Annotated in this window: 23 protein-coding genes; 18 read left to right on the forward strand and 5 right to left on the reverse strand. The window is 65.3% G+C overall.

Annotated features, from left to right (window positions below):
• Positions 1-10: 10 nt before the first annotated feature.
• The 3 genes from ACVJ6E_RS13140 to ACVJ6E_RS13150 all read right to left on the reverse strand — a co-directional run bounded on the left by ACVJ6E_RS13140 (position 11) and on the right by ACVJ6E_RS13150 (position 2,854).
• Entirely contained in the window at positions 11-826 is an 816-nt protein-coding gene (locus ACVJ6E_RS13140) for a creatininase family protein (RefSeq protein WP_120269692.1), read from the reverse strand.
• 113 nt (positions 827-939) lie between these two features.
• Entirely contained in the window at positions 940-2,283 is a 1,344-nt protein-coding gene (locus tag ACVJ6E_RS13145; RefSeq protein WP_120269691.1) for an 8-oxoguanine deaminase, read from the reverse strand.
• 178 nt (positions 2,284-2,461) lie between these two features.
• On the reverse strand, positions 2,462-2,854 hold the full coding sequence (locus tag ACVJ6E_RS13150) for a RidA family protein (protein WP_120269690.1): 393 nt from the start codon (positions 2,852-2,854) through the stop codon (positions 2,462-2,464).
• A gap of 535 nt (positions 2,855-3,389) precedes the next feature.
• Between ACVJ6E_RS13150 and ACVJ6E_RS13155 the strand changes: the two genes are divergently transcribed.
• The 12 genes from ACVJ6E_RS13155 (at position 3,390) to ACVJ6E_RS13210 (ending at position 14,829) form a co-directional block, all read left to right on the forward strand.
• On the forward strand, positions 3,390-4,415 hold the full coding sequence (locus tag ACVJ6E_RS13155) for an ABC transporter substrate-binding protein (RefSeq protein ID WP_120269689.1): 1,026 nt from the start codon (positions 3,390-3,392) through the stop codon (positions 4,413-4,415).
• Between the two features lie 62 nt (positions 4,416-4,477).
• Positions 4,478-5,299: an ABC transporter ATP-binding protein gene (locus ACVJ6E_RS13160; protein ID WP_120269688.1), complete on the forward strand. Its 822-nt coding sequence runs from the start codon at positions 4,478-4,480 to the stop codon at positions 5,297-5,299.
• A 63-nt stretch (positions 5,300-5,362) separates the two neighbouring features.
• Positions 5,363-6,238 carry an ABC transporter permease gene (locus ACVJ6E_RS13165; protein ID WP_120269687.1) on the forward strand — a complete coding sequence of 292 codons (876 nt, stop codon included), beginning with the start codon at positions 5,363-5,365 and terminating at the stop codon, positions 6,236-6,238.
• Positions 6,239-6,242: 4 nt separating this feature from the next.
• Positions 6,243-7,562 (forward strand): cytosine deaminase, encoded by a 1,320-nt coding sequence (locus tag ACVJ6E_RS13170; RefSeq protein WP_120269686.1) that lies wholly within the window; start codon positions 6,243-6,245, stop codon positions 7,560-7,562.
• Between the two features lie 3 nt (positions 7,563-7,565).
• Positions 7,566-8,966, forward strand: coding sequence for an FAD-binding oxidoreductase (locus ACVJ6E_RS13175; RefSeq protein WP_120269685.1), 1,401 nt, complete (start codon positions 7,566-7,568; stop codon positions 8,964-8,966).
• A 10-nt stretch (positions 8,967-8,976) separates the two neighbouring features.
• Positions 8,977-9,558: an NAD(P)H-dependent oxidoreductase gene (locus ACVJ6E_RS13180; protein ID WP_097176036.1), complete on the forward strand. Its 582-nt coding sequence runs from the start codon at positions 8,977-8,979 to the stop codon at positions 9,556-9,558.
• On the forward strand, positions 9,558-10,145 hold the full coding sequence (locus tag ACVJ6E_RS13185; RefSeq protein ID WP_120269684.1) for an NAD(P)H-dependent oxidoreductase: 588 nt from the start codon (positions 9,558-9,560) through the stop codon (positions 10,143-10,145). Before ACVJ6E_RS13180 ends, ACVJ6E_RS13185 begins: the two co-directional genes overlap by 1 nt.
• Positions 10,146-10,342: 197 nt before the next feature.
• Positions 10,343-10,813 carry a MarR family winged helix-turn-helix transcriptional regulator gene (locus ACVJ6E_RS13190; RefSeq protein WP_067218507.1) on the forward strand — a complete coding sequence of 157 codons (471 nt, stop codon included), beginning with the start codon at positions 10,343-10,345 and terminating at the stop codon, positions 10,811-10,813.
• A 254-nt stretch (positions 10,814-11,067) separates the two neighbouring features.
• On the forward strand, positions 11,068-12,009 hold the full coding sequence (locus tag ACVJ6E_RS13195; protein WP_120269683.1) for a DMT family transporter: 942 nt from the start codon (positions 11,068-11,070) through the stop codon (positions 12,007-12,009).
• A gap of 84 nt (positions 12,010-12,093) precedes the next feature.
• Positions 12,094-13,227, forward strand: a complete 1,134-nt coding sequence (locus ACVJ6E_RS13200; RefSeq protein WP_208996759.1) for a LacI family DNA-binding transcriptional regulator — start codon at positions 12,094-12,096, stop codon at positions 13,225-13,227.
• Positions 13,228-13,270: 43 nt separating this feature from the next.
• Positions 13,271-14,239 carry a 2-hydroxyacid dehydrogenase gene (locus ACVJ6E_RS13205; RefSeq protein ID WP_120269681.1) on the forward strand — a complete coding sequence of 323 codons (969 nt, stop codon included), beginning with the start codon at positions 13,271-13,273 and terminating at the stop codon, positions 14,237-14,239.
• A 149-nt stretch (positions 14,240-14,388) separates the two neighbouring features.
• On the forward strand, positions 14,389-14,829 hold the full coding sequence (locus ACVJ6E_RS13210; protein ID WP_097176032.1) for an AprI/Inh family metalloprotease inhibitor: 441 nt from the start codon (positions 14,389-14,391) through the stop codon (positions 14,827-14,829).
• 16 nt (positions 14,830-14,845) lie between these two features.
• Here ACVJ6E_RS13210 and ACVJ6E_RS13215 read toward each other — a convergent pair whose 3' ends face one another.
• Positions 14,846-16,024, reverse strand: coding sequence for a pyridoxal phosphate-dependent aminotransferase (locus tag ACVJ6E_RS13215; RefSeq protein ID WP_120269680.1), 1,179 nt, complete (start codon positions 16,022-16,024; stop codon positions 14,846-14,848).
• 156 nt (positions 16,025-16,180) lie between these two features.
• On the opposite strand from ACVJ6E_RS13215, the gene ACVJ6E_RS13220 reads away from it, so the two are divergent.
• The 5 genes from ACVJ6E_RS13220 to ACVJ6E_RS13240 all read left to right on the forward strand — a co-directional run bounded on the left by ACVJ6E_RS13220 (position 16,181) and on the right by ACVJ6E_RS13240 (position 20,291).
• Positions 16,181-16,639, forward strand: coding sequence for a methylated-DNA--[protein]-cysteine S-methyltransferase (locus tag ACVJ6E_RS13220; protein ID WP_208996757.1), 459 nt, complete (start codon positions 16,181-16,183; stop codon positions 16,637-16,639).
• A gap of 143 nt (positions 16,640-16,782) precedes the next feature.
• Complete coding sequence (locus tag ACVJ6E_RS13225; RefSeq protein WP_120269679.1) at positions 16,783-17,847, forward strand: CobW family GTP-binding protein; 1,065 nt, start codon at positions 16,783-16,785, stop codon at positions 17,845-17,847.
• A gap of 5 nt (positions 17,848-17,852) precedes the next feature.
• The gene (locus ACVJ6E_RS13230) at positions 17,853-18,827 is read left to right on the forward strand and encodes a WD40 repeat domain-containing protein (protein WP_120269678.1); all 975 of its coding nucleotides are present in this window, start codon (positions 17,853-17,855) and stop codon (positions 18,825-18,827) included.
• A 25-nt stretch (positions 18,828-18,852) separates the two neighbouring features.
• A complete protein-coding gene (locus tag ACVJ6E_RS13235) occupies positions 18,853-19,350 on the forward strand; it encodes a DUF2937 family protein (protein ID WP_120269677.1) in 498 nt (165 codons plus the stop codon).
• 32 nt (positions 19,351-19,382) lie between these two features.
• On the forward strand, positions 19,383-20,291 hold the full coding sequence (locus tag ACVJ6E_RS13240; protein ID WP_120269676.1) for a LysR family transcriptional regulator: 909 nt from the start codon (positions 19,383-19,385) through the stop codon (positions 20,289-20,291).
• Between the two features lie 33 nt (positions 20,292-20,324).
• Here the strand turns inward: ACVJ6E_RS13240 and ACVJ6E_RS13245 are convergent, their stop codons facing one another.
• Positions 20,325-21,401 (reverse strand): Glu/Leu/Phe/Val dehydrogenase dimerization domain-containing protein, encoded by a 1,077-nt coding sequence (locus tag ACVJ6E_RS13245; RefSeq protein WP_120269675.1) that lies wholly within the window; start codon positions 21,399-21,401, stop codon positions 20,325-20,327.
• A gap of 359 nt (positions 21,402-21,760) precedes the next feature.
• Here ACVJ6E_RS13245 and ACVJ6E_RS13250 point away from each other — a divergent pair, with 359 nt between their 5' ends.
• The gene (locus ACVJ6E_RS13250) at positions 21,761-22,411 is read left to right on the forward strand and encodes a DUF1007 family protein (RefSeq protein WP_185926127.1); all 651 of its coding nucleotides are present in this window, start codon (positions 21,761-21,763) and stop codon (positions 22,409-22,411) included.
• The last annotated feature ends 11 nt before the right edge of the window (positions 22,412-22,422 follow it).

The following is a 22,422-nucleotide window of genomic DNA, read 5'->3' on the forward strand; positions in this document are numbered from 1 at the left end:
GTTCCCTGCCTCAGGCGTCGCCGTCCGGCTTCCACAGCCGGTCGAGGTCGAAGGCGTGCATGTCCTTGAGCAGATCGACGAAGCCGCGCGCGGCATGATCGAGCGAGGCTTCGCCCTTGGCAGCGTTGGCCGCAGCTGCATTGCCTACCGTTCCTGCCGGATTGAGGTCCTGGGCTTTCCAGCCGAACTGGGCCGGGCCGTGGCCGCGCAGGTGCTTGAATTCGCGCAGGAAGTCGAGCTGGGTGGAGCGGAAATCCTCCGCCTTACGCATGTCGACCAGATCCGGGCGCAGATACAGCATCAGCGATGTCTCGACATCACCGCCATGGATGCCGTAGGTGAATTCCTCGTCCGGGAAGATGCCGTGCGGCTGACCGAAACGTGACCAGCCGGTCGCGGTGACCAGCATGTCGTGCTTCACACGCAGCTCGCGGGCAACGATGTCGATCAAGGGCACGTTGCCGCCATGCGAGGTGACCAGGACCAGCTTGCGCACGCCGGCGCGAAATACGCTCTCGCCGATCTCGACCCAGGCACGGGTCGCCGTTTCCCACGACAGCGTCAGCGTGCCCGGCGAGGAGATGTGCTCGTTGGACTTGCCGACGGCCTGAACGGGCAGGAACGTTGCCGGCACGTCGCGCGGCAAAAGTTCCAGCACCCGCGAGATCTGGCCCTCGGCAATACAGGTGTCGGTGAACACAGGCAGGTGAGGGCCGTGCTGCTCGATCGCCGCCACGGGCAGCACCGCGACCCACGACGAGGTGTCGGCGTTGGCAAAGTCGAAGGCGGTCATCTCGTGCCAGAAGCGGCGGGGCAGGTCGGTCATGTTTTGCAGCTCTCGTTGGCGTTGCGGCCTCTTCTTGCGAAGTCAGGGCCGAAGGCGAAAAGGACCGGGCGGGGAGCCCGGCCTCCTGTGATGTGGGCCTGCGGAGCCGGTCGTCAAAGTGCTTCCAGGAAGCGCTTTGCAGCAGCGCCGTGCTCGGCGCGCAGGCGTTCGATGTCCATGTGCACGGGGCGAGCGTCGATCACTTTCCAGTCTCCGGCCACCATCACTCGGTTCGCGCTGTGGGCGCCGCACAGGATCAGCGCGGCAAGCGGGTCGCCGGCACCGGAAAAGCGAAGCTCGTCGAGCCGGTAAAAGGCAAGGTCCGCCTGCTTGCCGACGGCGATGGCGCCCAGGTCCTTGCGGCCGAGGCAGCGCGCCGATCCTTCCGTCGCCCAGCGGTAGGTGTCGAGATGGGTTACCGAGGCCGCGTCGTAGGTCAGTCGGTTGATCATCAGGGCGTGGCGCAGGCTTTCCATTAGGTTGGAATTGTCGTTGGAGGCCGAGCCGTCGACGCCGAGGCCCACCGGACAGCCCGCCGCTTCCAGCTCCTTCGTCCGACACTGACCGGAGGCCAGCGTCATGTTGGACGTCGGGCAATGGCAGACGCCGACGCAAGCATGGCCAAGGCGCCGGACCTCGTCATCGTTGAAATGGATGCCGTGGGCCAGCCAGACACGCTCGTTGAGCCATCCGCATTCCTCGAGATAGTCGACGGGGCGGCACTGGAAATGGTGCAGGCAGTAATCGTCCTCGTCGATGGTCTCGCCGAGATGCGTGTGCAGGCGACAGTCGAAGCGCTCGGCCAGCGTGACGCTCTCGCGCATCAACCGCTTGGTGACGGTGAAGGGGGCGCAAGGGGCAAGAGCCACCTGGATCATCGCGCCTTCTGACGTGTCGTGATAGCGCGACAGCACCCGCTCGCAGTCGGCAAGGATCGTGTCCTCGTCCTGCACGGCCGTGTCGGGGGGCAGGCCGCCATCCTTCTGGCTGAGATTCATCGAGCCGCGCGTCACCGTCATGCGGATGCCGAGACGCGTTGCCTCTTCCACCTGGATATCCATCGCGTTCTCGAGCCCGGCGGGAAAGAGATAGTGATGGTCCGAGGCGGCGGTGCAGCCTGACATCAGCAACTCGGTGAGGGCGAGACGCGTGCCGAGTCGGAAGGTCTCCGGCGTGACATTTCTGGCCCAGATCGGGTAGAGCGCCTGGAGCCAGGGAAACAGCTCCTTGTTGATGGCGCTGGGATGGGCCCGGGTCAGCGTCTGGAAGAAATGGTGGTGGGTGTTGATGAGCCCGGGAATGACCACTTCGGAAGAGGCGTCATAGGTGGTGTCCACCGGGCTTGACGGCTCCTGCCCGGCCGGCACGCATTCGGCGATGCGTCCGTCCTGCACCACGATGCCGCGGGCGGCATTGTCGGCAAGGATTGCGAGCGGGTCCTTGATCCACATGCGCATGAAGGTGCGTCCTGTTGTCGGGTCGACCTGCAGGCTTGGATAGCGACCCGAGGCCGCCCGAGTTCCGCACAGGGAAAGGTTGCATGATCGGCGCCGGCTTGCGAAGCGCGGGCGCGGAACCGACCCTAGCAGAGGGGGGAAAGACCCGGCAACGGGCTCCTTCAGCGGGCGGAGCGAATCACGCCTGCGGAGCGGCAGCGATCACTTCCACCTCGACCACGAATTCGGGTCTGGCGAAGCCCGAGACGATCATCAGCGTGGAGGCGGGCGGGGGCGAGCCGGTGAACTCGTCGCGCGTCTTCATGTAGCCGGGAAGATGTTCGCGGCCCGTCACATAGGCGTTGATCCTCACAATGTCCGAAAGGTCCATTCCGGCGGCCCCAAGGATGCGGCGGATGTTCTCGAAGCACAGGCGGGTCTGGCCTTCCACATCGGCCGGCACATCGCCTTGCGAATCGATGCCGAGCTGGCCTGAGCAGACGACCAGGCGGTGCCCGGCCGGCACCTCTATCGCGTGGCTGTAGCGGGCAAACGGCGGGGCCATGTCGGCGGGCGTGATCGCTGTTTTCATGCGGGTCTCCGTACGGTGCCTGTCCTGACTGGGCGCGCCTGCAGCCGGTTGTGTCAGGGAAAGGCGGGCGGGTGTTGGATGCAAGGCTAGCCGGATCGGGGGGCGCCGGGAAAGGTCCTGTCGCATTCCGGTCGCGCGGACGTGCTGAAATTTCCGGCGCAATCGAAGGGTGCGATGCTGCTTTTTTGTGCGGACAAGCTGGGTTAGTGTGGCGCGTCGATGTCATGAAGCGCTTCTGAAGGGGATGTAACTGGTCGCTTTTGCCATTGTCCCTTCGGCGCAGGTTCCAGAAACGGTTCCGGCCCTTGCAGGACTGTCAGAATTGACTGGTACCCTTGGGCGTATGGCACGTCGATTGCTGTGCTGAGAGGAGATGGCTGCAATTTGAGCGTGGCCGATCCTCGATGGCCGATCATACTCGATCGGCTGTGGCGTTTCCCGCTCCGCGAGCGCGGATCGCCCTAAAACAAGAACGGGACGGACGGCCCGTAAAGGCCGAAGCGAGTTTGAAGCATTTCTGGAGGCGAACAGCATCATGCGGACAGTTTCGAAGGGCGCCCTGCTTGGGGGCGCGGCACTTGCGCTTGTTTCGGTTTCGGCGGGCGCGTCGCTTGCCCAGGAGGCGGTGACGTTCGGCACCAACTGGCTCGCCCAGGCTGAGCATGGCGGCTACTACCAGGCCGTTGCCGACGGCACCTACAAGGCTTGCGGTCTCGACGTCACCATCGTGCCGGGCGGTCCGCAGGTGAACAACCGGGCACTCATGCTGGCCGGCAAGATCGACTTCCTGATGGGCGGCAACATGCTGCAGACCTTCTTCGCCGTGCGCGAGGACATTCCGGTCGTCGTGGTGGCCGCGGACTTCCAGAAAGAGCCGCAGGTGATCATCACCCATCCCGGCAAGTATGAGAGCTTCGAGGCGATGGCCGGCACCGCGCCGCTGCTGATCGGCGACAACGGCTTTGCCTCCTACTACCAGTGGATGATCTCCGAGTTCGGCTTCACCGTCGAGCAGCGCCGCCCCTACACGTTCAACCCGGCGCCGTTCCTTGCGGATCCGGCGGCCGGCCAGCAGGGCTACGTGACATCCGAGCCCTACGCGGTCGAGCGCGAAGGCGGGTTCGTTCCCGACATCTACCTGATCGCCGACTACGGCTTCAGCACCTACGCGACGACGGTCGAGACGATGGCCGACACGGTCGCCAACCGGCCCGAGGTCGTGAAGTGCTTCGTCGAAGGCTCGGCCATCGGCTGGAACAACTACCTGTACGGCGACAACTCCGCCGCGAACGATGCGATCAAGGCTGCCAATCCGGAAATGACCGACGAGCAGATCGCCTTCTCCATCGACAAGATGAAGGAGTACGGCATCGTCGATTCCGGCGATTCCGAGACGATGGGCATCGGTGCGATGACCGACGAGCGGATGACCGACTTCTACCAGAAGATGGTCAAGGCCGGCGTCATCGAGGACGGGCTCGACATCAAGAAGACCTACACGCTCGAGTTCGTGAACAAGGGCGTCGGCCTCGACCTGAAGAAGAAGCTGACGGGGAACTGAACGGCCTTGTCCAGTTGCACAGCGATCCGGTCGGTCCGGCCGGCACCAGAGGGAGGCGCGCGATGAGCGCCTCCCCGATCATCACGGCGGGGGGCGCGGTCGCCCCCCGTACCCCCATCGTCTCGCTGCAACGGGTGTCGAAGACCTTCGCCAACGCCACAGTGGCGTTGAAGGACATGACGCTCGACATCAACAGCGGCGAGTTCGTCAGCCTTCTTGGTCCCTCTGGCTGCGGCAAGTCGACGGCGCTGCGCATCATCGCCGGGCTGTCGAGCCCGACGGCGGGTCGGCTCATGTGGCCGGACGAGCGGCCCGGTGCGCACGATCACGCCATCAGCTTCGTCTTCCAGGAGCCGACCCTGATGCCTTGGGCGACGGTGTTCGACAACGTGCACCTGCCGCTCAAGCTGAAGGGCAAGTCCGCCGACGCCTCGCGCACGGCCGTGATGGAGGCGCTGGAAATGGTGGGGCTGGAGCGCTTCGCGACCAGCTATCCGCGGGAACTGTCCGGCGGCATGAAGATGCGCGTTTCCATCGCTCGGGCGCTGGTCACGAAACCCCGTCTTCTGCTGATGGACGAGCCTTTTGCGGCGCTCGACGAGATCACTCGCTTCCGCCTCAACAACGACTTGCTGCGCCTGTGGCAGGAGTTCGGCTGGACGGTGATCTTTGTAACCCACTCGGTGTTCGAGAGCGTCTATCTGTCCAACCGGATCGTCGTCATGGCTGCCCGGCCCGGACGCGTCGTTGCCGATCTTGCCGTGGATGCGCCCTATCCGCGGGACGAGACGTTCCGGACCTCGCATGTCTACTCGGATTACTGCCGCAGCGCGTCGGAGGCGTTGCAGGCCGCGATGGCCGCCGAGGGTGACAACAACCACTGAGTTGCGGTGCCGGGTCGAGGCGACCTGAGCCGCTTTTTCGCCGAACAGCCAGAGGACGACCGCATGACGGCCAACCTGGACACGACCGCAAGCCCGAGCGTCGAGGCGGCCGCGCCCGTCGACCCGGCGGAACAGCGCAAGGCGCGCCGCGAGCGTATCGACCGGACCGCCCGCTGGCTGCTGCCGGTGGTGGTGATGATCGCGACCATCGCCCTGTGGCAATGGTATGTCGTTGCCTTCAAGGTGCCCCACTACATCCTGCCGGGTCCGGACCGGGTGGTGCAGGCGCTGATCGCCGACTGGTCGATGTTGTGGCCGGCCCTGCTGATCACCATCGCGATCACCCTGGGGGCGCTGGTCATCGCTACCGTCGGCGGTGTCGGCCTGGCGGTGCTCTTCGCCCAGTCGAAATGGGTGGAGATGTCTTTCTTTCCCTATGCGGTGATCCTGCAGGTGACCCCGGTCATCGTGATCGCACCGCTGATCTTCATCTATGTTCCCTCGAAGATCGCGGGCCTTTTGATCTGCGCGTGGATCGTTGCGTTCTTCCCGATCCTGTCGAACACGACGCTCGGGCTGAACTCCGCCGATCACAATCTGCGCAACCTGTTCCAGCTTTATGGTGCCACCCGCTGGCAGACGCTGCGCTATCTCCGCCTGCCGGCGGCGCTGCCCTATTTCCTCGGCGGGTTGAAGATCGCCGGGGGACTGTCGCTGATCGGTGCCATCGTGGCGGAGTTCGTCGCCGGCACCGGCGGCCTCGGCTCGGGCCTTGCCTTCAAGATCCTGGAGGCGAGCTACCGGCTGAACATCCCGCGCATGTTCGCCGCCATCCTGCTCATCTCGGTCACCGGCATCATCATCTTCGCCAGCTTGAGCGTGCTGTCGCATCTTCTTTTGCGCCACTGGCACGAAAGCGCGATCAAGCGGGACTCCTGATCTCATGACACATGCCGTGCCCGAAATTCCCGCAACCGGCAGGGTCCTGCTGGCCAACGCCACCGTGCCGAGCGCCGTCACCAGCGGCACGCTGAACCATATCGGCGATGGTCTCGGCCGCGCGGACATCCTGATCGAGCACGGCGAGATCGCCGCCATCGCGCCGCCGGGACTGCTGGACGAGCGGGACAGAATGGCGGTGGTCGAGCTCGACGGCGGACTGGTGCTGCCGGGTTTCGTCGACATGCACACGCATCTCGACAAGGGCCATATCTGGCCGCGCCGGCCCAATCCGGACGGCACCTTTCCCGGCGCGCTGGAAGCGGTGTCGGCAGATCGGCCGGCCCGCTGGTCGGCAGCGGATCTGCGGCGGCGCATGGACTTCGCCCTGCGCTGCGCCCATGCCCACGGCACGGTGATGATCCGCACGCATCTCGACAGCATTCCGCCGCAGGACGAGATCAGCTGGCCGCTTTTCGCCGAGATCCGGCAGGAATGGATGGACCGGATAGAGCTGCAGGCGTCCGCCCTCTATGGGGTCGAGAGCCTTCTGATCCCTGGCTTTCTCGACCGGATCGCCGACACGGTGAAGAAAACCGGAGGCACGCTCGGCGCCGTCACCTACATGATCGAGGGGCTAGAGGGGCATATCGACGCCCTGTTTCGCGCTGCGTCCGAGCGCGGTCTCGACCTCGACTTCCATGTCGACGAGACCGCGGACCCGCAGGCGCGCTCGCTGGCGCTGATTGCCGAGGGCGCGCTTCGCAACCGCTTCGAGGGACGGATCGTCTGCGGCCATTGCTGTTCTCTGGCCCGGCAGGACGCTGATGAGGCCGACCGCACGCTGGACCTCGTGGCAGAGGCGGGGATCGGCGTGGTGTCGCTGCCGCTCTGCAACATGTATCTGATGGACCGGCAGGCCGGGCGGACACCGCGTTGGCGCGGCGTGACGCTGCTGCACGAGATGAAGGCGCGGGGCATCCCTGTTGCGGTAGCCTCCGACAACACGCGCGATCCCTTCTATGCCTATGGCGACCTCGACATGGTCGAGGTGTTCACCCAGGCGACGCGCATCCTCCATCTCGACCATCCCGCCGACGACTGGATCCGCACGGTGACGACGACACCGGCGAGCCTGCTCGGCGATCCGACGCGCGGGCGGATCGATGCGGGGCTGGCCGCTGATCTCGTGCTTTTCCGGGCCCGCAACTGGAACGAACTCTGCGCGCGGCCGTCCGGACCGCGCCGGGTCATGCGCGCCGGCATTGCTCTTGAGCGCACACTGCCCGACTATCGCGAACTCGACGATCTGATGGAGCCTTGAATCATGCATGACATCGCCGCGCTCAAGACCGCCCTGGAGGGTCTGGCGATCGAGGACAATCCGCAGATCGTGCGGCAGAAGAGCCGCGACTTCTTCTGGTATTCGCCCGTTCTCAAGCGCCAGCTCGAGGACGTTACCGCCGACATCGTCGTCAGTGCCCGCAGCCAGGAGGATGTCATCCGCGTCCTGAAGGCCTGCTACGAGTTGAATATTCCGGTGACGACGCGCGGCGCCGGGACCGGCAATTACGGCCAGGCAATGCCGCTGTCCGGCGGCGTCGTGCTCAGCCTTGCCGAGATGAACCAGGTGCTGGAGACCGGTCGCGGTTTCGTGCGGGCCGAGGCCGGCGCGATCATGTACGCCATCGACGAGGCCGTACGTCCCACGGGTCAGGAACTGCGGATGCACCCGTCCACCTACCGGACGGCAACCATCGGCGGCTTCATTGCCGGCGGGTCCGGCGGCGTCGGATCGATCAACTGGGGCGGACTGCGGGACTTCGGCAACATCATCTCGCTGAAGGTGGTGACGATGGAGGCCGAGCCGCGACTGCTGACGCTGTCCGGCGAGGACATGCACAAGGTCAGCCATGCCTACGGCACCAATGGCATCATCACCGAAGTCACCGTGCCGCTGACGGCGGCCTACGACTGGGTCGACGTTCTCGTCGGCTTCGACGATTTCGCAGGCGCGGCACGCTACGCCGACGCGATTGCCAATCAGGACGGCATCCTGACCAAGGAGATCGCGCCGATCGCCGCACCGCTGCCACACGACTACTTCCTGCGGCACCGCAAGTTCCTGCGGTCAGACCAGTCCGTGTGCGCGCTCATGGTGGCGCCCTTCGCGATGGATGCGTTCGATGCCTTCACCCGGCGCCAGAAAGGGGCGGACGTCGTCTACCGCTCGGACTTGGCGAGCGAGGAGGAGAGCAAGGGACTGCCGCCGGTCTATGAGCTGACCTGGAACCACACGACGCTGCGCGGTCTCAGGGTCGACCCGACCATCACCTACCTGCAGGTGCTCTATCCCTTCCCCGACCATGTGCAGAAGGCGGTGAAGCTTTCGGAGATGCTCGGCGACGAGGTGCCGGGCCACCTGGAATTCGTCCGTTTCGACGGCAAGATCACCTGCTTCGGCCTGCCGGTGGTGCGCTACACGACCGAGGAGCGTCTCAACGAGATCATCCGCATCCACGAGGATCTCGGCTGCCCGATCTTCAATCCGCATCGCTACACGCTGGAAGAGGGCGGCATGAAGCAGACCGATGCGGTCCAGCTCGCCTTCAAGGGCGAGGCCGACCCCAAGGGCCTGCTCAATCCGGGCAAGATGATCGCCTGGGAGAACCCGGACTTCGACTTCTCGGCCGAGCAGACCTTCCTGTTCCCCGGTCTGGCGCGATAGGTCGTCAGCCTTGCGCGTGCTCCTCATCCATGCGCATCCGGTGGAGGAAAGCTTCTCCACCGCGCTGAAGAACGAAGTCTTGCGAGTGCTCGTGGCGGCGGGCCATTCGGTCGAGGAATGCGATCTCTACGCCAGGGGCTTCGACCCGGTGCTCAGCCGGGAAGAGCGGCTCGCCTATCACGACGTCGAACGCAATCGCGAACCGGTGGCGGAGTATGTCGAGCAGTTGATGCGGGCGGAGGCGATCGTCCTTGTCTATCCGGTCTGGAACTTCGGCTTCCCGGCGATCCTGAAGGGCTATTTCGACCGCGTCTTCCTGCCCGGGGTTTCCTTCCGCATGCGTGACGGCAAGGTCGTGCCAAATCTCCAGCACATCCGCCGGCTCGTCGCGGTGACCACCTATGGCGGCAGCCGGCTTCGCGCCTGCCTCGTCGGGGATCCGCCGCGCAAGCTGGTCCGCCGGGTGCTGCGGGCGCTCATCGCGCCGACCGGGCGGCTGTCCTATCTGGCGCTCTATGACATGAACCGGATCGACGAGGCCGGGCGCAAGGCCTTCGTCGCGCGCGTGACTGCAGAACTTAAGAGGCTTTGATGCGCGTCCTGGTGATCTTCTGCCATCCTGCCTCGGACAGCTTTTCCGCGTCCCTTTGCCGGACGGTGATGGAAACGCTCAGCGCCGCCGGCCACGAGACGCGGCTTACCGATCTTTATGCCCGCGGCTTCGATCCCGTGATGCAGGAGGGCGAGTGGCGGCGCTATGCGGATCCGGCGGTCAACCGGGACCCGGTCGCCGAACATGTCGACGACATCCTGTGGGCGGAGGCGCTGGTCTTCGTCTACCCGACCTGGTGGTACGGGCTTCCTGCGATGCTCAAGGGATATCTGGACCGGGTCTGGATCCCCCATGTCACCTTCGATATCCCGACCGAGACCACCGGCACGCGGCCACGCATGCAGCATATCCGCAAGATCGCGGTGGTCACGACCTGCGGCGCGTCCTGGCTGATCTCCAAGATAATCGGCGAGCCGGGTCGCAAGACCGTGTTGCGCGGCATCCGGGCGCTTTGCCATCCGCGCTGCCGTGTCCGCTATCTTGCCCACTACAAGATGGATACCTCCACGGATGACAGCCGCAGGCGCTATCTTGAAAAAGTGAAACGCAAGCTCGCGCGGTGGTGAGCCGTCTTTCCTGTCCGCTCCAATGCCCGGCCGCCTGACCGCGATTTCGCCGTGACGGCGAATCCCTTTTGATTCCTTGCCGTTCCGGACGCATTATGCGTGGCAGGACATCATGTCCGGGGATTGGCTGTGAAGCGTGGACGCGATTTTCGTTCGCTGTCATCAAGCTTTCATTTGCCGGCATTAGAAGGCGGGACATGGCGTTCAATTACAAAAAGAGCGTGACGTTTCGCCTGGCTCAAACGGCCAAGGCCCATCGTTCGCGCGCAGGCATCCACCTCTCCCGGATCGGGCTTCATCCGGGTCAGGAAGCCGTGCTCAAGGTCCTGTCGGAAGATGACGGCCAGACCATGAGCCAGCTCGCGGCTGTACTTTCGGTGCAGCCGCCGACCATCACCAAGATGGTGACCCGCCTTTCGGCGCAGGGCTTCCTGCGCCGCGCGGCCTCCGAAACCGACGGGCGCCTTGCCCGGGTCTTTCTCACCGACGAGGGCCGGGCGCTGGTCGAGACCGTCGACCGCTCCTGGAAGCGGCTGGAGCGCGAGGCGCTTGCAGGTCTCGACGAGAAGGACCGAAAGAAGCTGCGCAAGCTTCTGCGTCAGGTCGAGAAGAACCTCGGATCGCGGACCGTCGATGAGGTCGATCTCGAGGTCGATGACGCCGAGTAGGCCGGTCTTTCGACTGTTTTTCGAAGAATTTGCGGAGCGCTCCCCGGTGCGCTTCGCATCTTTGCGCGTTCGCCCTGCGCAGGGCGGTGGTCCGGGTTGCTCCCAGCGCATAGCCGGTGTGCATTTCCGCGACATGACAAGTCGCAACATTCCCTGATCTACTCTAATTAATAGGACAAATGCACGATTCCGGTCGTGACCGATGGAGTGCGTCGACCTGCCGACGCCTGTCGGCAGACGAGTGAGGGTAGATCTTGGATTCCCTGCAACGGGCGGTCAGCGGCTGGCGCCAGCTCATTCCGGAGCGTTTCGTCGGCATTGCGCTGATCTGTTTCGCGTTCCTGTGCTTTTCCTGCCTCGATACGACAGCGAAGTATCTCGGCCGGTATCTGCCGACCGAGCAGGTCGTGTGGATGCGGTTCATGACGCATATCTTCTACGGCATCTTGCTGTTCCGTCTCTGGCGTACGCCGCAGGTGCTGCACACGCGCCGCTGGGGGCTGCAGATCCTGCGTGCGCTCTGCCTGCTGGGCTCGACGGCGTTCAACTTCTTCGCGATCCGCTACATGCAGCTGGCCGAAACGGTTTCGATCATGTTCGCGACGCCCTTCGTCGTGACCGCTCTGGCCGGGCCGCTGCTCAACGAGTGGGCCGGCATGCGCCGCTGGATGGCGATCATCGTCGGCTTCATCGGCATTCTGGTCGTCACCCGGCCGGGATTTGGAGAGATGCACTGGGCAGCGCTTCTCTCGGTCTGCTCGATGCTCTGCTATGCGATCTACGTGCTGACCACGCGGATGCTGACGCAGACGGATTCACCGGTCGGAATGCTGATGATCTCGGCAATCGTTGCAGCCACCGCGATAGCGCCTTTCGGCATTTCCGCCTGGCAGATGCCGTCCAGTGCCTGGCATTGGGTGCTGCTGCTGGCGACCGGCGCGCTGGGCGGTATCGGCCATTTCGCGCTGATCCGTGCGCATGTGCTGGCGCCCGCCCCGGTGCTGGCGCCTTTCATGTATACGCAGATCCTGTGGATGGTGGCGCTCGGCTATCTGGTCTTCGCCGACGTTCCGACCGTCTACACGGTGATTGGCGCGGCCATCGTCACTGCCTCGGGTCTCTACATCCTCTACCGTGAGCGCAAGATCTCGCATGCCGAGGTGGCGGCCGAGGCTGCATCGCAGGGACGGGGGTAGGTTCGCCTTGTGTGCCATGGTGCGATGGGCGATCTTTCAATCGATTAGGGTCGCGGACACGCGATCCGGCGCGAGGGGCGCATCGTGAGCGACAGATCTTCCCCGAACCGGGGTCGTCCCGAAAGGCCCGCGGGCGAGGCTGGATCCGGCCTTTCCGAAGGCCCGTCCGCGCGCGGATCCTCGCGCAGCGCCCATCGCCGCATCACGCTCGGCGACATGGCCGCCGAACTTCAGGTCTCGACGGCGACCGTGTCGCTTGCCTTGCGCAACTCGCCGCTGGTCGCCGCTGAAACGCGCGAGCGGATCAAGGCGCATGCACGCAGCGTCGGGTACATCTACAACCGGTCGGCGGCTGCCTTGCGTACGGCACGCTCGAACATGGTCGGCATTGCCGTCCACGATATCCTCAATCCCTATTTCGCCGAGATTTTCCGGGCGTTGGAGGACGAGCTGGGGCGGGAACAGCAGGTCGTCCTGATCTGCAATCACCGCGACGACGTGCGGCGCCAGCGCAGTTTCGTCGATAGCCTCTTGCAACACCGCATAGATGGCCTGCTTCTGTGCGCCTCGGTCGACACGACCGCGGAGGAAATCAATCAGCTGGTCGAGACCGGCATTCCCGTGACGCTGATCTGCCGGGACGTGGACGGCGCGCGCGCGCCGGTGGTGCGCGGCGATGACGTTGCCGGAGGGCGGATGCTGACCGAGCACCTGATCGCGCAGGGGCACAAACACATCGCCATGGTCGGCGGCAGGCGCCGCAGTTCGGCCGGACGCGACCGCAATCTCGGCTGGCGCCAGGCACTGGAAGCGGCCGGCCTCGACCCTGCCGCCCAGGTCGACATCCCCGAACTGATGACGCAAGCGGATGGGCGCCAGGCCGTGCCGGCGCTGCTTGCCGCAAATCCGCGACCGACGGCCGTCTTCGGCTTCAACGATCTTATTTCCTTCGGGCTGATCGATGCATTGAAGCGCACCGGGGTGGCGCCGGGGGATGGCATGGCCGTCGGCGGCTATGACGATACCGACGGGGCTGCGGGCGGCTCGCCGTCTTTGACGTCCGTCTGCAACAATCCAGAGCGCATCGGCCGCGAGGCGGCGGAACTGATCCTGCGCCAGATCGGCGGAGAAACGGTCAGCGACGAGCGTCGCATGATCGCGCCGTCCCTCAACATCCGCGAGAGCACTCCGCCGCCGGGAGGCGGTCAAACGGGGTGACGATCCGCAACATTTCATTCGATCTGAAAGGGAGAGAGACATAATGGCCTTGGCTGAAATCCTGATGCTCGGGCGCATGCTGCCGCTGGTGGAGACGAGCCTGGACAAGCAGTTCACGGTCCACCGCGCGACGGCTGCGGATGTGGCCGCGTTGCCGGCCGATCTCTGCGCAAGGGTGCAGGCGGTGGCGGGTGGTCCGCATATCCCGGTCAATGCCGCACTTATCGACCGCCTGCCGTCGCTGGAGATCGTTGCCAATTTCGGCGTCGGTTACGATTCCGTCGATGCCCGCTACTGCGCGACGAAGGGGATCTGCGTCACCAACACGCCTGATGTGTTGAGCGAGGAAGTCGCCGATACCGCGATGGGCTTGCTGCTGATGGCAGCGCGCGAGTTGCCGGCCGCCGAGCGCTACCTGCGCGCCGGCCAGTGGGTGGCCAAGGGACCGTTCCCGCTGACCCGCGCGACGCTGCGTGGCCGCAAGCTCGGCATTCTCGGTCTCGGCCGTATCGGCAAGGCGATTGCAAGGCGCGCAGAGGCCTTTGGTCTCGAGATCCACTATCATGGACGCTCCCGCCAGCCGGACGTCGCCTATCGCTATCACGAGACGCTGCTGGGCATGGCCGAGGCCTGCGACACGCTGATGGTGGTGGCGCCGGGCGGGGCCTCCACCAAGGGCATCGTCAATGCCGAGGTGCTGCAGGCGCTGGGGCCGGAGGGCATCGTCGTCAATGTCGGCCGCGGAACGGTGATCGACGAGCCGGCGCTGGTGAAGGCCTTGCAGGACGGGACGATCCTGTCCGCCGGTCTCGATGTCTTCGAGGACGAGCCGCGGGTGCCGCAGGCGCTCATCGACTTGGAGCACGTGGTTCTGCTCCCGCATGTCGGGTCGGCGTCGCAGCACACCCGCAACGCGATGGGCCAGCTCGTCGTCGACAACCTGCTGTGCTGGTTCCAGAACGGGAAGCCGGTCACCCCGGTTGCCGAGACGCCTTTCGTGCGAAAGGTCTGAACAAGCTTAACGAAGCGTTAATGGGTTCAGCCGATCCTGTTCCGATTGCAGTTGGATGACGATGTTACGAGCGGTTGAGGCCGTTCCTTCGTCGTTCGCTGCCGGACCGGGGTGCGCATCGCGCGCCTTGCAGGAGCAGGAACGGGATCATGGCGCTTCACATGCAACGGATCGGCGTTCTCGTCGCCGTCACGCTGTTCTCGCTGGTGTTCTTCGGCACCGGCTTCACGGGCGCTCAGCCGGTCGAGGCGCGCGTCGCAGGTCACTGGCAGCTCATCGACGAGGTGTCCGGGACGGTTTGCCGGCTGGATCTCAAGGCTGAGGTTGCCGGCGGCATCTTTCCGCAGGATGCGTTTCGCGCCGACATGAGCGCCTGCACGAGCCCGGCGGGCGGCGAACTGCCGCAGCTGGGCTGGCGTGTGCCGCCGGAGGGCGGCATCGAGTTCGTGCTGGAAAACGGCAGCGTGCTTGCCGCCTTCGACGTTGGCGAGAGCGAGGGGCTTGCCTCGGTGGCGCCTGCCGGCGCCTTCCTGCTTCTCGTGCCCGAGCAGGCAATCGCGCTGTCGGCTCTCATTCCGACAGCGCGCTGATCCGAAGCCCGGAAACCTACTTGGCCTTGTTGGACAGGAACTCGCCCATGCGCTCCAGCGCGCGGGCGATGTTCTCTGCCGAATTGGCGTAGGACAGGCGGATATAACCTTCGCCGAGAATACCGAAATCCGGCCCGCCGATGGTGGCGACGCCGGTTTCCTCCAGCAGGGCGCTTGCCAAGGGCTTCGCCTTCCAGCCGGTCGCGGAGATGTTGGGGAAGGCGTAGAAGGCGCCCATTGGCGTGCGTGCGCTGACGCCGGGCAGGGCGTTCAGCCCGTCCACCACCAGCTTCCGGCGCTTGTCGAACTCCCGCATCATGTCGGCGACCGCATCCTGCGGGCCTTCCAGCGCGGCAAGGCCGGCATACTGGGCCGGTGCGTTGACGCAGGACCAGCAGTTGACGGCGAGCTTGCGTGCCTTGTCGATCAGCGCTTGCGGCCAGACCGCATAGCCCATGCGCCAACCGGTCATGGCATAGGTCTTGGACCAGCCGTCGAGCAGGATCAGCCGGTCGCGGATCGCCTCGAACTCCAGCAGCGAGGTGTGGACCGCCCCGTCATAGGTCATCTGGCCGTAGATCTCGTCCGACAGGATGGCGATGTCGGGACGTGCGGCAAGGCCGGCCACCAGCTTTTCGATCTCGGCGCGCGGCGTCACGCCGCCGGTCGGGTTGGCGGGCGAGTTGAGAATGATCAGGCGGGTATTCGGTGTCAGCAGGCCGAGCGTTTCCTCTGCGGAGAAGGCGAAATCGTTCTCCTCGCGGATCGGCACGGGCACCGGCGTCGCGCCGGTGAACTCGATCATCGACCGGTAGATGGGGAAACCGGGATCCGGATAGAGAATTTCCGCACCCGGCTCGCCGAACATGAGGATCGCCATGAACATGGTGACCTTGCCGCCCGGCACGACGACGACCCTGTCGGGATCGACCGCAACGCCCGCGCGCTTCTCGATGTCCGCTGCAACGCCTTCGCGCAGGGGCAGGATACCGGTTGCCGGTGTGTAGCCGTGATGGCCGTCGCGCAGCGCCTTCACCGCCGCCTCGACAATGTGGTCGGGCGTGCGGAAATCGGGTTGGCCGATGCCGAGATTGATGATGTCCTTGCCGGTACGGGCAAGCTCGGTGGCGCGCGCCAGAACGGCGAAGGCGTTCTCCTCGCCGATCCTGTTGAAGCCTTCGATGGTTTTCAGCATGGTTCCTCCCGGGACCGGGCAGGCGATCTCGTCCGCACGGTGTGTCATGGTAGAGTCATTGAGGCCCTTGATATCGCGGGCTTACGCCCCTTGGAAGGGGACTGGTGTCCTGGGCCGCAAGGGGCATCTCCCCCTGCACTTTCCGGAGCGGTTGTTGTGAGCGACGTTGTGCATCTCGATACTCCCGTCGGACCGCTCGAGATCGAGGCGGCACACGATGCCATCGTGCGCGTCGGCTGGGGCCGCCGGCGCGATCCGTCTCCCACGCCGCTGCTGGAGGAGGCGCTCGACCAGCTGCGGCGCTATTTCGCCGGTGACCTGACGCGTTTCGACCTGCCTTTGGCGCCGGCCGGCAACGAGTTCCAGCAGTCGGTGTTTCGCGAGCTGCTGGCCATTCCCTACGGCGAAACGCGCACTTATGGCGACCTTGCCGCCCGGCTTTCCACCTTTGGCCAGCCCATCGGCCAGGCTTGCGGGGCCAACCCGATCCCGGTGATCATCCCCTGTCATCGGGTGCTGTCGGCCGGCGGCCTCGGCGGATATTCGGGGGAAGGAAGCAGCGAGACAAAGATCGCGCTGCTGAAGCTCGAGGGCGGCTTTCCGTTCCTGCTCTAGATCCCGGTGCCCCGTCTCGCGCGCCACATTTTGCCAAGGCGCGGAAAATTCGGTACTGCGATGGGTAACGCACCCCATATTCACGGGAAAGCGCGGCAGGCGATCCACGCCGGGCCGCGCCCAAGTCAGATACAGGCAAGGCCATGACCCTATCCCAGGACAGCAAGATCCCCGTCACCGTGCTGACGGGCTATCTCGGCGCCGGCAAGACGACGCTGCTCAACCGCATCCTCAGCGAGAACCACGGCACCCGCTATGCGGTGATCGTCAACGAGTTCGGCGAGATCGGCATCGACAACGACCTGCTCGTCGAATCCGACGAGGAAATCTTCGAGATGAACAACGGCTGCATCTGCTGCACCGTTCGCGGCGACCTGATCCGCACCGTCGAGAACCTGATGAAGCGCCAGGGCAGCTTCGATGCCATCGTGGTCGAGACCACGGGCGTTGCCGATCCGGCGCCGGTCGCGCAGACCTTCTTCATGGACGAGGACGTGCGCGCCAAGGCCAAGCTCGATGCGGTGGTTGCCGTCGTCGACTGCCGTCACGTGCTGCAGCGGCTGGCCGACACCGACGAGGCCGAGGACCAGATCGCCTTCGCCGATGTGATCCTGCTCAACAAGACCGACCTGGTGACCGCCGACGAGCTGAAGGCCGTCGAGACGCGCATCCAGTCGATCAACCCCTATGCCAAGCGGATCCGCAGCGAGCGCTGCGCAGTGCCGCTGGACGAGGTGCTCAACCGCGGCGCCTTCGACCTGGAACGGATCCTGTCGCTGGATCCGCATTTCCTGGAAGAGGCCGAGCATACGCATGAGTGCGGGCCGGACTGCGACCATGACCACCATCACCACCACCATCATGACCACGATCACGGCCATGATCACCACCATCACCACGACCACGACGCGCCGCATTCGGTGAAGAGCGTATCGATGACCGCAGGTGAGCTCGACCCGCAGGTCTTCTTCCGCTGGATTGGTGACATGACCCAGGTCAACGGGCCGAACATCCTGCGGCTCAAGGGCATCATCGCCTTCAAGGACGACCCGCAGCGCTATGTGGTGCAGGGCGTCCACATGATCCTGGAGGGCGACCATCAGCGCGAGTGGAAGGACGGTGAGGTCCGCAACAGCCGCTTGGTGGTGATTGGCCGCGAGCTTGATTTCGACGCGCTCGAGGTCGCGTTCAAGGCGTGCGAGGCCTGATCGGGATGGTCTCCGTTGCTCCGCTCGATCCGGGCGGTTTCGTCGTGGCGGCTGCCTTCCTCCGTGGGCAGCCGGCCTTCGCCTCCGGCGCCGGCGCCGTGCTTCTTCTCACCGATGCGGGCGAGCACCGCATCCCCGTCCATGACGGCGGGCTGCTCGTTGCCTGCCGCACGCTGGAGGGCGATGCGCTGTTGTCCGGCGGCGATGACGGGACGGTGCGGCGCCTTGGCGCCGACGGCACCGTCGAGACGCTCGCCGAGATGCCGCGCAAGTGGATCGACATGCTGGCGGCCGGTCCGCAGCGCGCGGTCGCCTATGGTGCAGGGCGCAGTGCGTTCGTCCGCCAGGCCGACGGCACCGTGAAGGACTTCTCGCAGCCCCGCGCCGTCGGCGGGCTCGCCTTCGCCCCGAAGGGGTTGCGGCTGGCGATCGCCCGATACGACGGGGCGACCTTGCAATTCGTCAACACGGCCGCAGCGCCCCAGCAGCTCGACTGGAAGGGCGCGCACAAGGACGTCACATTCTCGCCTGACGGCAAGTATCTGGTGACGACCATGCAGGAGAACGCGCTGCATGGCTGGCGGCTGTCCGACGGACAGGACATGCGGATGACCGGCTATCCCGGCAAGATCCGCTCGATGAGCTGGTCGGCGAAGGGGCGCTATCTCGCGACCTCCGGCGCCAATGCCGCCATCGTGTGGCCGTTCTTCGGAAAGAGCGGGCCGATGGGGCAGCAGCCCTTGCAGCTGGGAACCCGCGGCGACCAGATCGTCACGCGCGTTGCCTGCCATCCGGACGAGGAGGTGGTGGCTATCGGCTATCAGGACGGGCTGGTGCTGATGGCGCGCTTTTCGGATGGCGAAGAGGTGTTGCTGCGACGTCCGGGCGAGGGGGCGGTCAGCGCGCTTGCATGGAACGACGAAGGCACACAGCTGGCCTTCGGCACCGAAACCGGCGAGGCGGGGCTGATCTCGCTCTAGCAGGTCTCACAGGGAGGGACGGGGCATGATCGCTCGCACCATGGCACTGGCCGTCGCGATGCTCGGCGGCGTTACCACGTCCCAGCTCCCGGAGTTTGCCCAGCAATACCGCCAGCGGCTCGGCGGGGCCATCGATGCGCTCACCCAGGTGGTCGAGGAGTTTCGTGCCGATGCTGCCACCCATGGTCTCACGCCGGGCGAGGCCATTGATCGGCTGGAAAGCTCGTCCGACCGGCTGGTCGTGGCCCAGGGCGAGCGTGCACAGCGTGCGCTCGATCGCCTTGCGGGCCTGCAGCGGCAGCAGGAGGCCTTTCGCGAGGCCGGTCCCTTCGAGCGTCTCGTCGTGCTTGCCCGGGACCTCGATCCGCAAATCGCCAGCCGCGCCTTCGAGGATTTCGAGCCGGCGGTGCCGGTGACGATGGAAGGGGCGGTTACGGCCGCCGGCGGGTTCCTGACGGTGCTGTTCGGCGCGGGGTTATTCGGCAGGGCGACGCGGCGACTGCGTCGGCGGCGGGACGCCTGAGGCGCCTGCGCCGGTCGGGGAAAGGGGAAGGCATGGACACGCTCAGCCGGATGCGCTGTTTCCTGAAGGTGGTCGACGCCGGCGGATTTTCGGCCGCCGCGCGCGAGCTGGGCCGCTCCAAGGCTCTCGTCTCGAAATATGTCGGCGAGCTGGAGGACGAGCTCGGGGCCCGGCTGCTCAACCGCACCACCCGCCAGATCTCGATGACCGAGGTCGGCCATGCCTTCTACAAGGAGGCGAGCGATATCCTGACCCGCATCGACGACCTCAAGGCCTCGATCCAGAACACGCATCAGGAAGCGCGCGGCACCTTGCGGATCTCCGCCCCGCGTTCGATGGGCGATGACTTCCTCAACCCGGCGATCATGGCCTTTCTGGCAGCCGAGCCGCAGATTTCCGTGGATCTGCGGCTGGAGGACCGGTTCGTCGATCTGGTCGAGGAAGGGTTCGATGCGGCAATCCGTGTGGCGGAGCTGACCGATTCCAGCCTGATCGCCCGCAAGCTGGCGCCGTTTCGCGGCGTGGTCTGCGCCTCGCCGGAGGCCATCGCACGTTTCGGCCGGCCTCTGCATCCGCAGGAACTGGCGAACCTTCCCTGCATCATCGACAACAATTACCGCTTCCGGAACAACTGGCAGTTCCAGGTGGAAGGCAACCGGATCAACGTGCCGGTGAAGGGGCGTGTCGAGGTGAACAGCGCCGAGGCCGCGCGTGCTGCGGCCGTCGCCGGGTTGGGGTTCCTGCGCATCCCCTATATCTTCGTGCATCGGGATCTGGCGGAAGGACGCCTCGAGCCGATGCTGGAAGGTTTCCACCCGGAAGGGCAGGCGATCTATGTCGTCTACCCGCACCGGCGGCACCTTTCGGGCAAGGTGCGCGCCTTTGTCGATTTCCTCAGCGAGTGGTTCGCCGAGCGACGGCGGCAGGGCGAGGTCTGCTGATCCCGCGCCTGCCTCCAAGTCTGTTCCCGATACTCAGGCTGCGGCGAGCCGTTCCTCCGCCAGCGTGTCGGCCACCTTCTGCGTCGGCAGCGACAGGCGTTCGGCCCGCTCGAAGATGCGCGTCAGCGTGGCGTCGATGGCTTCGACCTTGCTCCGCACCAGTGCGTCGTCGCCGCCCGGGGTGGCCAGCGCGATGGAGATCACCCCGCCCGCATTGATGGCATAGTCGGGCGCATAGAGGATGCCGCGTTCGCGCAGCGCTTCGTCGTGGCGTTCCTCGGCCAGCTGATTGTTGGCCGCGCCTGCGACGATGCCGGCACGGATCTGCGGGATCGTCTCGTCATTGAGGCCAGCTCCAAGCGCGCAGGGTGCAAAGACGTCGACATCGGCCGCGTGGGCGTTGTCGGCGGCCACCGCCTCGGCGCCGAGGCGGGCCACGGCTTCTTCCAGCGTTGGCTTGTGGATGTCGGCAAGCACAAGGCGGGCTCCGGCGCGGTGCAACTGTCCGGCGAGATCCATGCCGACATGGCCGAGCCCCTGGACGCAGACCCTGCGCCCCTCCAGGCTGTCCGAGCCGAAGCGGTGGCGCAGCGCCGCACGGATGCCGCAGAAGACGCCGAGCGCGGTGTAGGGCGAGGGATCACCCAGGCCGGTAGCGCGCGTGCCGCGCACGTGATCCGTGCGGGTGGCGACGATCTCCATGTCGGGAGCAGAGATGCCGACATCCTCGGCGGTGATATAGGTGCCGCCCAGGCGGTCGACCTGGGCACCGAAGGCGGCGAGCAGGTCCGGGGTCTTGGCGCTGCGGGCGTCGCCGATGATCACGGCCTTGCCGCCGCCGAGATCGAGGCCGGCGAGTGCGTTCTTGTAGGTCATGCCGCGCGACAGTCGCAGTGCGTCCGTCAGCGCCTCGGCACTGTTGGCATAGGCCCACATGCGGCAGCCGCCGAGCGCCGGGCCAAGGCGCGTATCGTGAACTGCAATGATGGTGAACAGGCCGCTTGCGCGGTCGTGACCGAAGACGACCTGCTCGTGGCCGCGAAATTCCGGATGATCGAACATGCCGTTCTCCACCGATTGAAGCTTGCGGCCGATCACTGGGGCATTCATGACGTTTCTCCTCCTGCCCTGTCGAGGCAGCATGCAACGGATGGCACGAAGGGGGCGCGGCCCCTGCAGGGCAGCACCGAGCCATGTGGCATCGCTCTTCTCTGGACAAGAAAAATATAGGTCGGTGAATTTGAAATTTCCGTCTTTTCTGTTCGAAGAGGTGTTTATTGATGCAGGAATATATCCTCTAGTGTGTGTTTTTTCGAAAAATTTATCCCATTGAAAATAGGTCTTGCTGCCGATGAGAGTCTTCGGGGCATGGGCCAGCGAGTATGCCGGCTGAGACCGCCTGCCTTGCTGTTGCCGTGAAGTTTGCCAATATCGGCAACATGGATTCGAGGCTGGGAGAAATGCGTCGCATGTGGAAGACCGGATTGATTGCCGCCGCTTTGACGGCCGGCCTTGCCGGTGCGGCCCAGGCCCATCCGCATGTCTTCGTGGAAGCGCGGGCGGAGGTGGTGTTCGACGATGCCGGGCGCCTGTCGGCCGTGCGTCATGTCTGGAGCTTCGACGAGGCATTCACGGCCTTTGCCGTGCAGGGCCTCGACGAGAACGGCGATGGCGAACTCTCCCGCGAGGAACTGCAGCCGCTGGCACAGGTCAATGTGGAGTCGCTTGCCGAGTACGAGTTCTTCACCTTCCTGCAGCAGGGCGACGCCGAGGTGGCGTTCGACCCGCCGAAGGAATACTGGCTCGACTTCTACGGTGGTCGGCTGACGCTGTTCTTCACGCTGCCGCTGCGCGAGGCGAGGGTGATGGACGCCTCCACCGTCGAACTCGATGTCTTCGATCCGAATTATTTCGTCGCCTTCGAGATGACCCAGGACACGCCCTTCGCGATGGTGGACGCGCCGCCGACCTGCACACTCGACTTCACGCCTCCGCCGCCGCTGGATCCGCAGACCGCGACGACGCTCGCCGCCATTCCCCAGACCGAGCGGGAACTGCCTTCTGATCTGGTGCAGATCACCGAGACCCTGTCGAACTCCGCAAGGATCGGCTGCAAGTGAGGCCCTGCCGA

It is taken from the genome of Stappia sp. G46H5W (assembly GCF_058448995.1).

Excerpts from the sequence above, each read along its gene's own strand:
- ACVJ6E_RS13140 (WP_120269692.1), bottom strand. The coding sequence starts at position 826 with ATGACCGACCTGCCCCGCCGCTTCTGGCACGAGATGACCGCCTTCGAC.
- ACVJ6E_RS13145 (WP_120269691.1), bottom strand. The coding sequence starts at position 2,283 with ATGCGCATGTGGATCAAGGACCCGCTCGCAATCCTTGCCGACAATGCC.
- ACVJ6E_RS13150 (WP_120269690.1), bottom strand. The coding sequence starts at position 2,854 with ATGAAAACAGCGATCACGCCCGCCGACATGGCCCCGCCGTTTGCCCGC.
- ACVJ6E_RS13155 (WP_120269689.1), top strand. The coding sequence starts at position 3,390 with ATGCGGACAGTTTCGAAGGGCGCCCTGCTTGGGGGCGCGGCACTTGCG.
- ACVJ6E_RS13160 (WP_120269688.1), top strand. The coding sequence starts at position 4,478 with ATGAGCGCCTCCCCGATCATCACGGCGGGGGGCGCGGTCGCCCCCCGT.
- ACVJ6E_RS13165 (WP_120269687.1), top strand. The coding sequence starts at position 5,363 with ATGACGGCCAACCTGGACACGACCGCAAGCCCGAGCGTCGAGGCGGCC.
- ACVJ6E_RS13170 (WP_120269686.1), top strand. The coding sequence starts at position 6,243 with ATGACACATGCCGTGCCCGAAATTCCCGCAACCGGCAGGGTCCTGCTG.
- ACVJ6E_RS13175 (WP_120269685.1), top strand. The coding sequence starts at position 7,566 with ATGCATGACATCGCCGCGCTCAAGACCGCCCTGGAGGGTCTGGCGATC.
- ACVJ6E_RS13185 (WP_120269684.1), top strand. The coding sequence starts at position 9,558 with ATGCGCGTCCTGGTGATCTTCTGCCATCCTGCCTCGGACAGCTTTTCC.
- ACVJ6E_RS13190 (WP_067218507.1), top strand. The coding sequence starts at position 10,343 with ATGGCGTTCAATTACAAAAAGAGCGTGACGTTTCGCCTGGCTCAAACG.
- ACVJ6E_RS13205 (WP_120269681.1), top strand. The coding sequence starts at position 13,271 with ATGGCCTTGGCTGAAATCCTGATGCTCGGGCGCATGCTGCCGCTGGTG.
- ACVJ6E_RS13210 (WP_097176032.1), top strand. The coding sequence starts at position 14,389 with ATGGCGCTTCACATGCAACGGATCGGCGTTCTCGTCGCCGTCACGCTG.
- ACVJ6E_RS13215 (WP_120269680.1), bottom strand. The coding sequence starts at position 16,024 with ATGCTGAAAACCATCGAAGGCTTCAACAGGATCGGCGAGGAGAACGCC.
- ACVJ6E_RS13225 (WP_120269679.1), top strand. The coding sequence starts at position 16,783 with ATGACCCTATCCCAGGACAGCAAGATCCCCGTCACCGTGCTGACGGGC.
- ACVJ6E_RS13230 (WP_120269678.1), top strand. The coding sequence starts at position 17,853 with ATGGTCTCCGTTGCTCCGCTCGATCCGGGCGGTTTCGTCGTGGCGGCT.
- ACVJ6E_RS13235 (WP_120269677.1), top strand. The coding sequence starts at position 18,853 with ATGATCGCTCGCACCATGGCACTGGCCGTCGCGATGCTCGGCGGCGTT.
- ACVJ6E_RS13240 (WP_120269676.1), top strand. The coding sequence starts at position 19,383 with ATGGACACGCTCAGCCGGATGCGCTGTTTCCTGAAGGTGGTCGACGCC.
- ACVJ6E_RS13245 (WP_120269675.1), bottom strand. The coding sequence starts at position 21,401 with ATGAATGCCCCAGTGATCGGCCGCAAGCTTCAATCGGTGGAGAACGGC.
- ACVJ6E_RS13250 (WP_185926127.1), top strand. The coding sequence starts at position 21,761 with ATGTGGAAGACCGGATTGATTGCCGCCGCTTTGACGGCCGGCCTTGCC.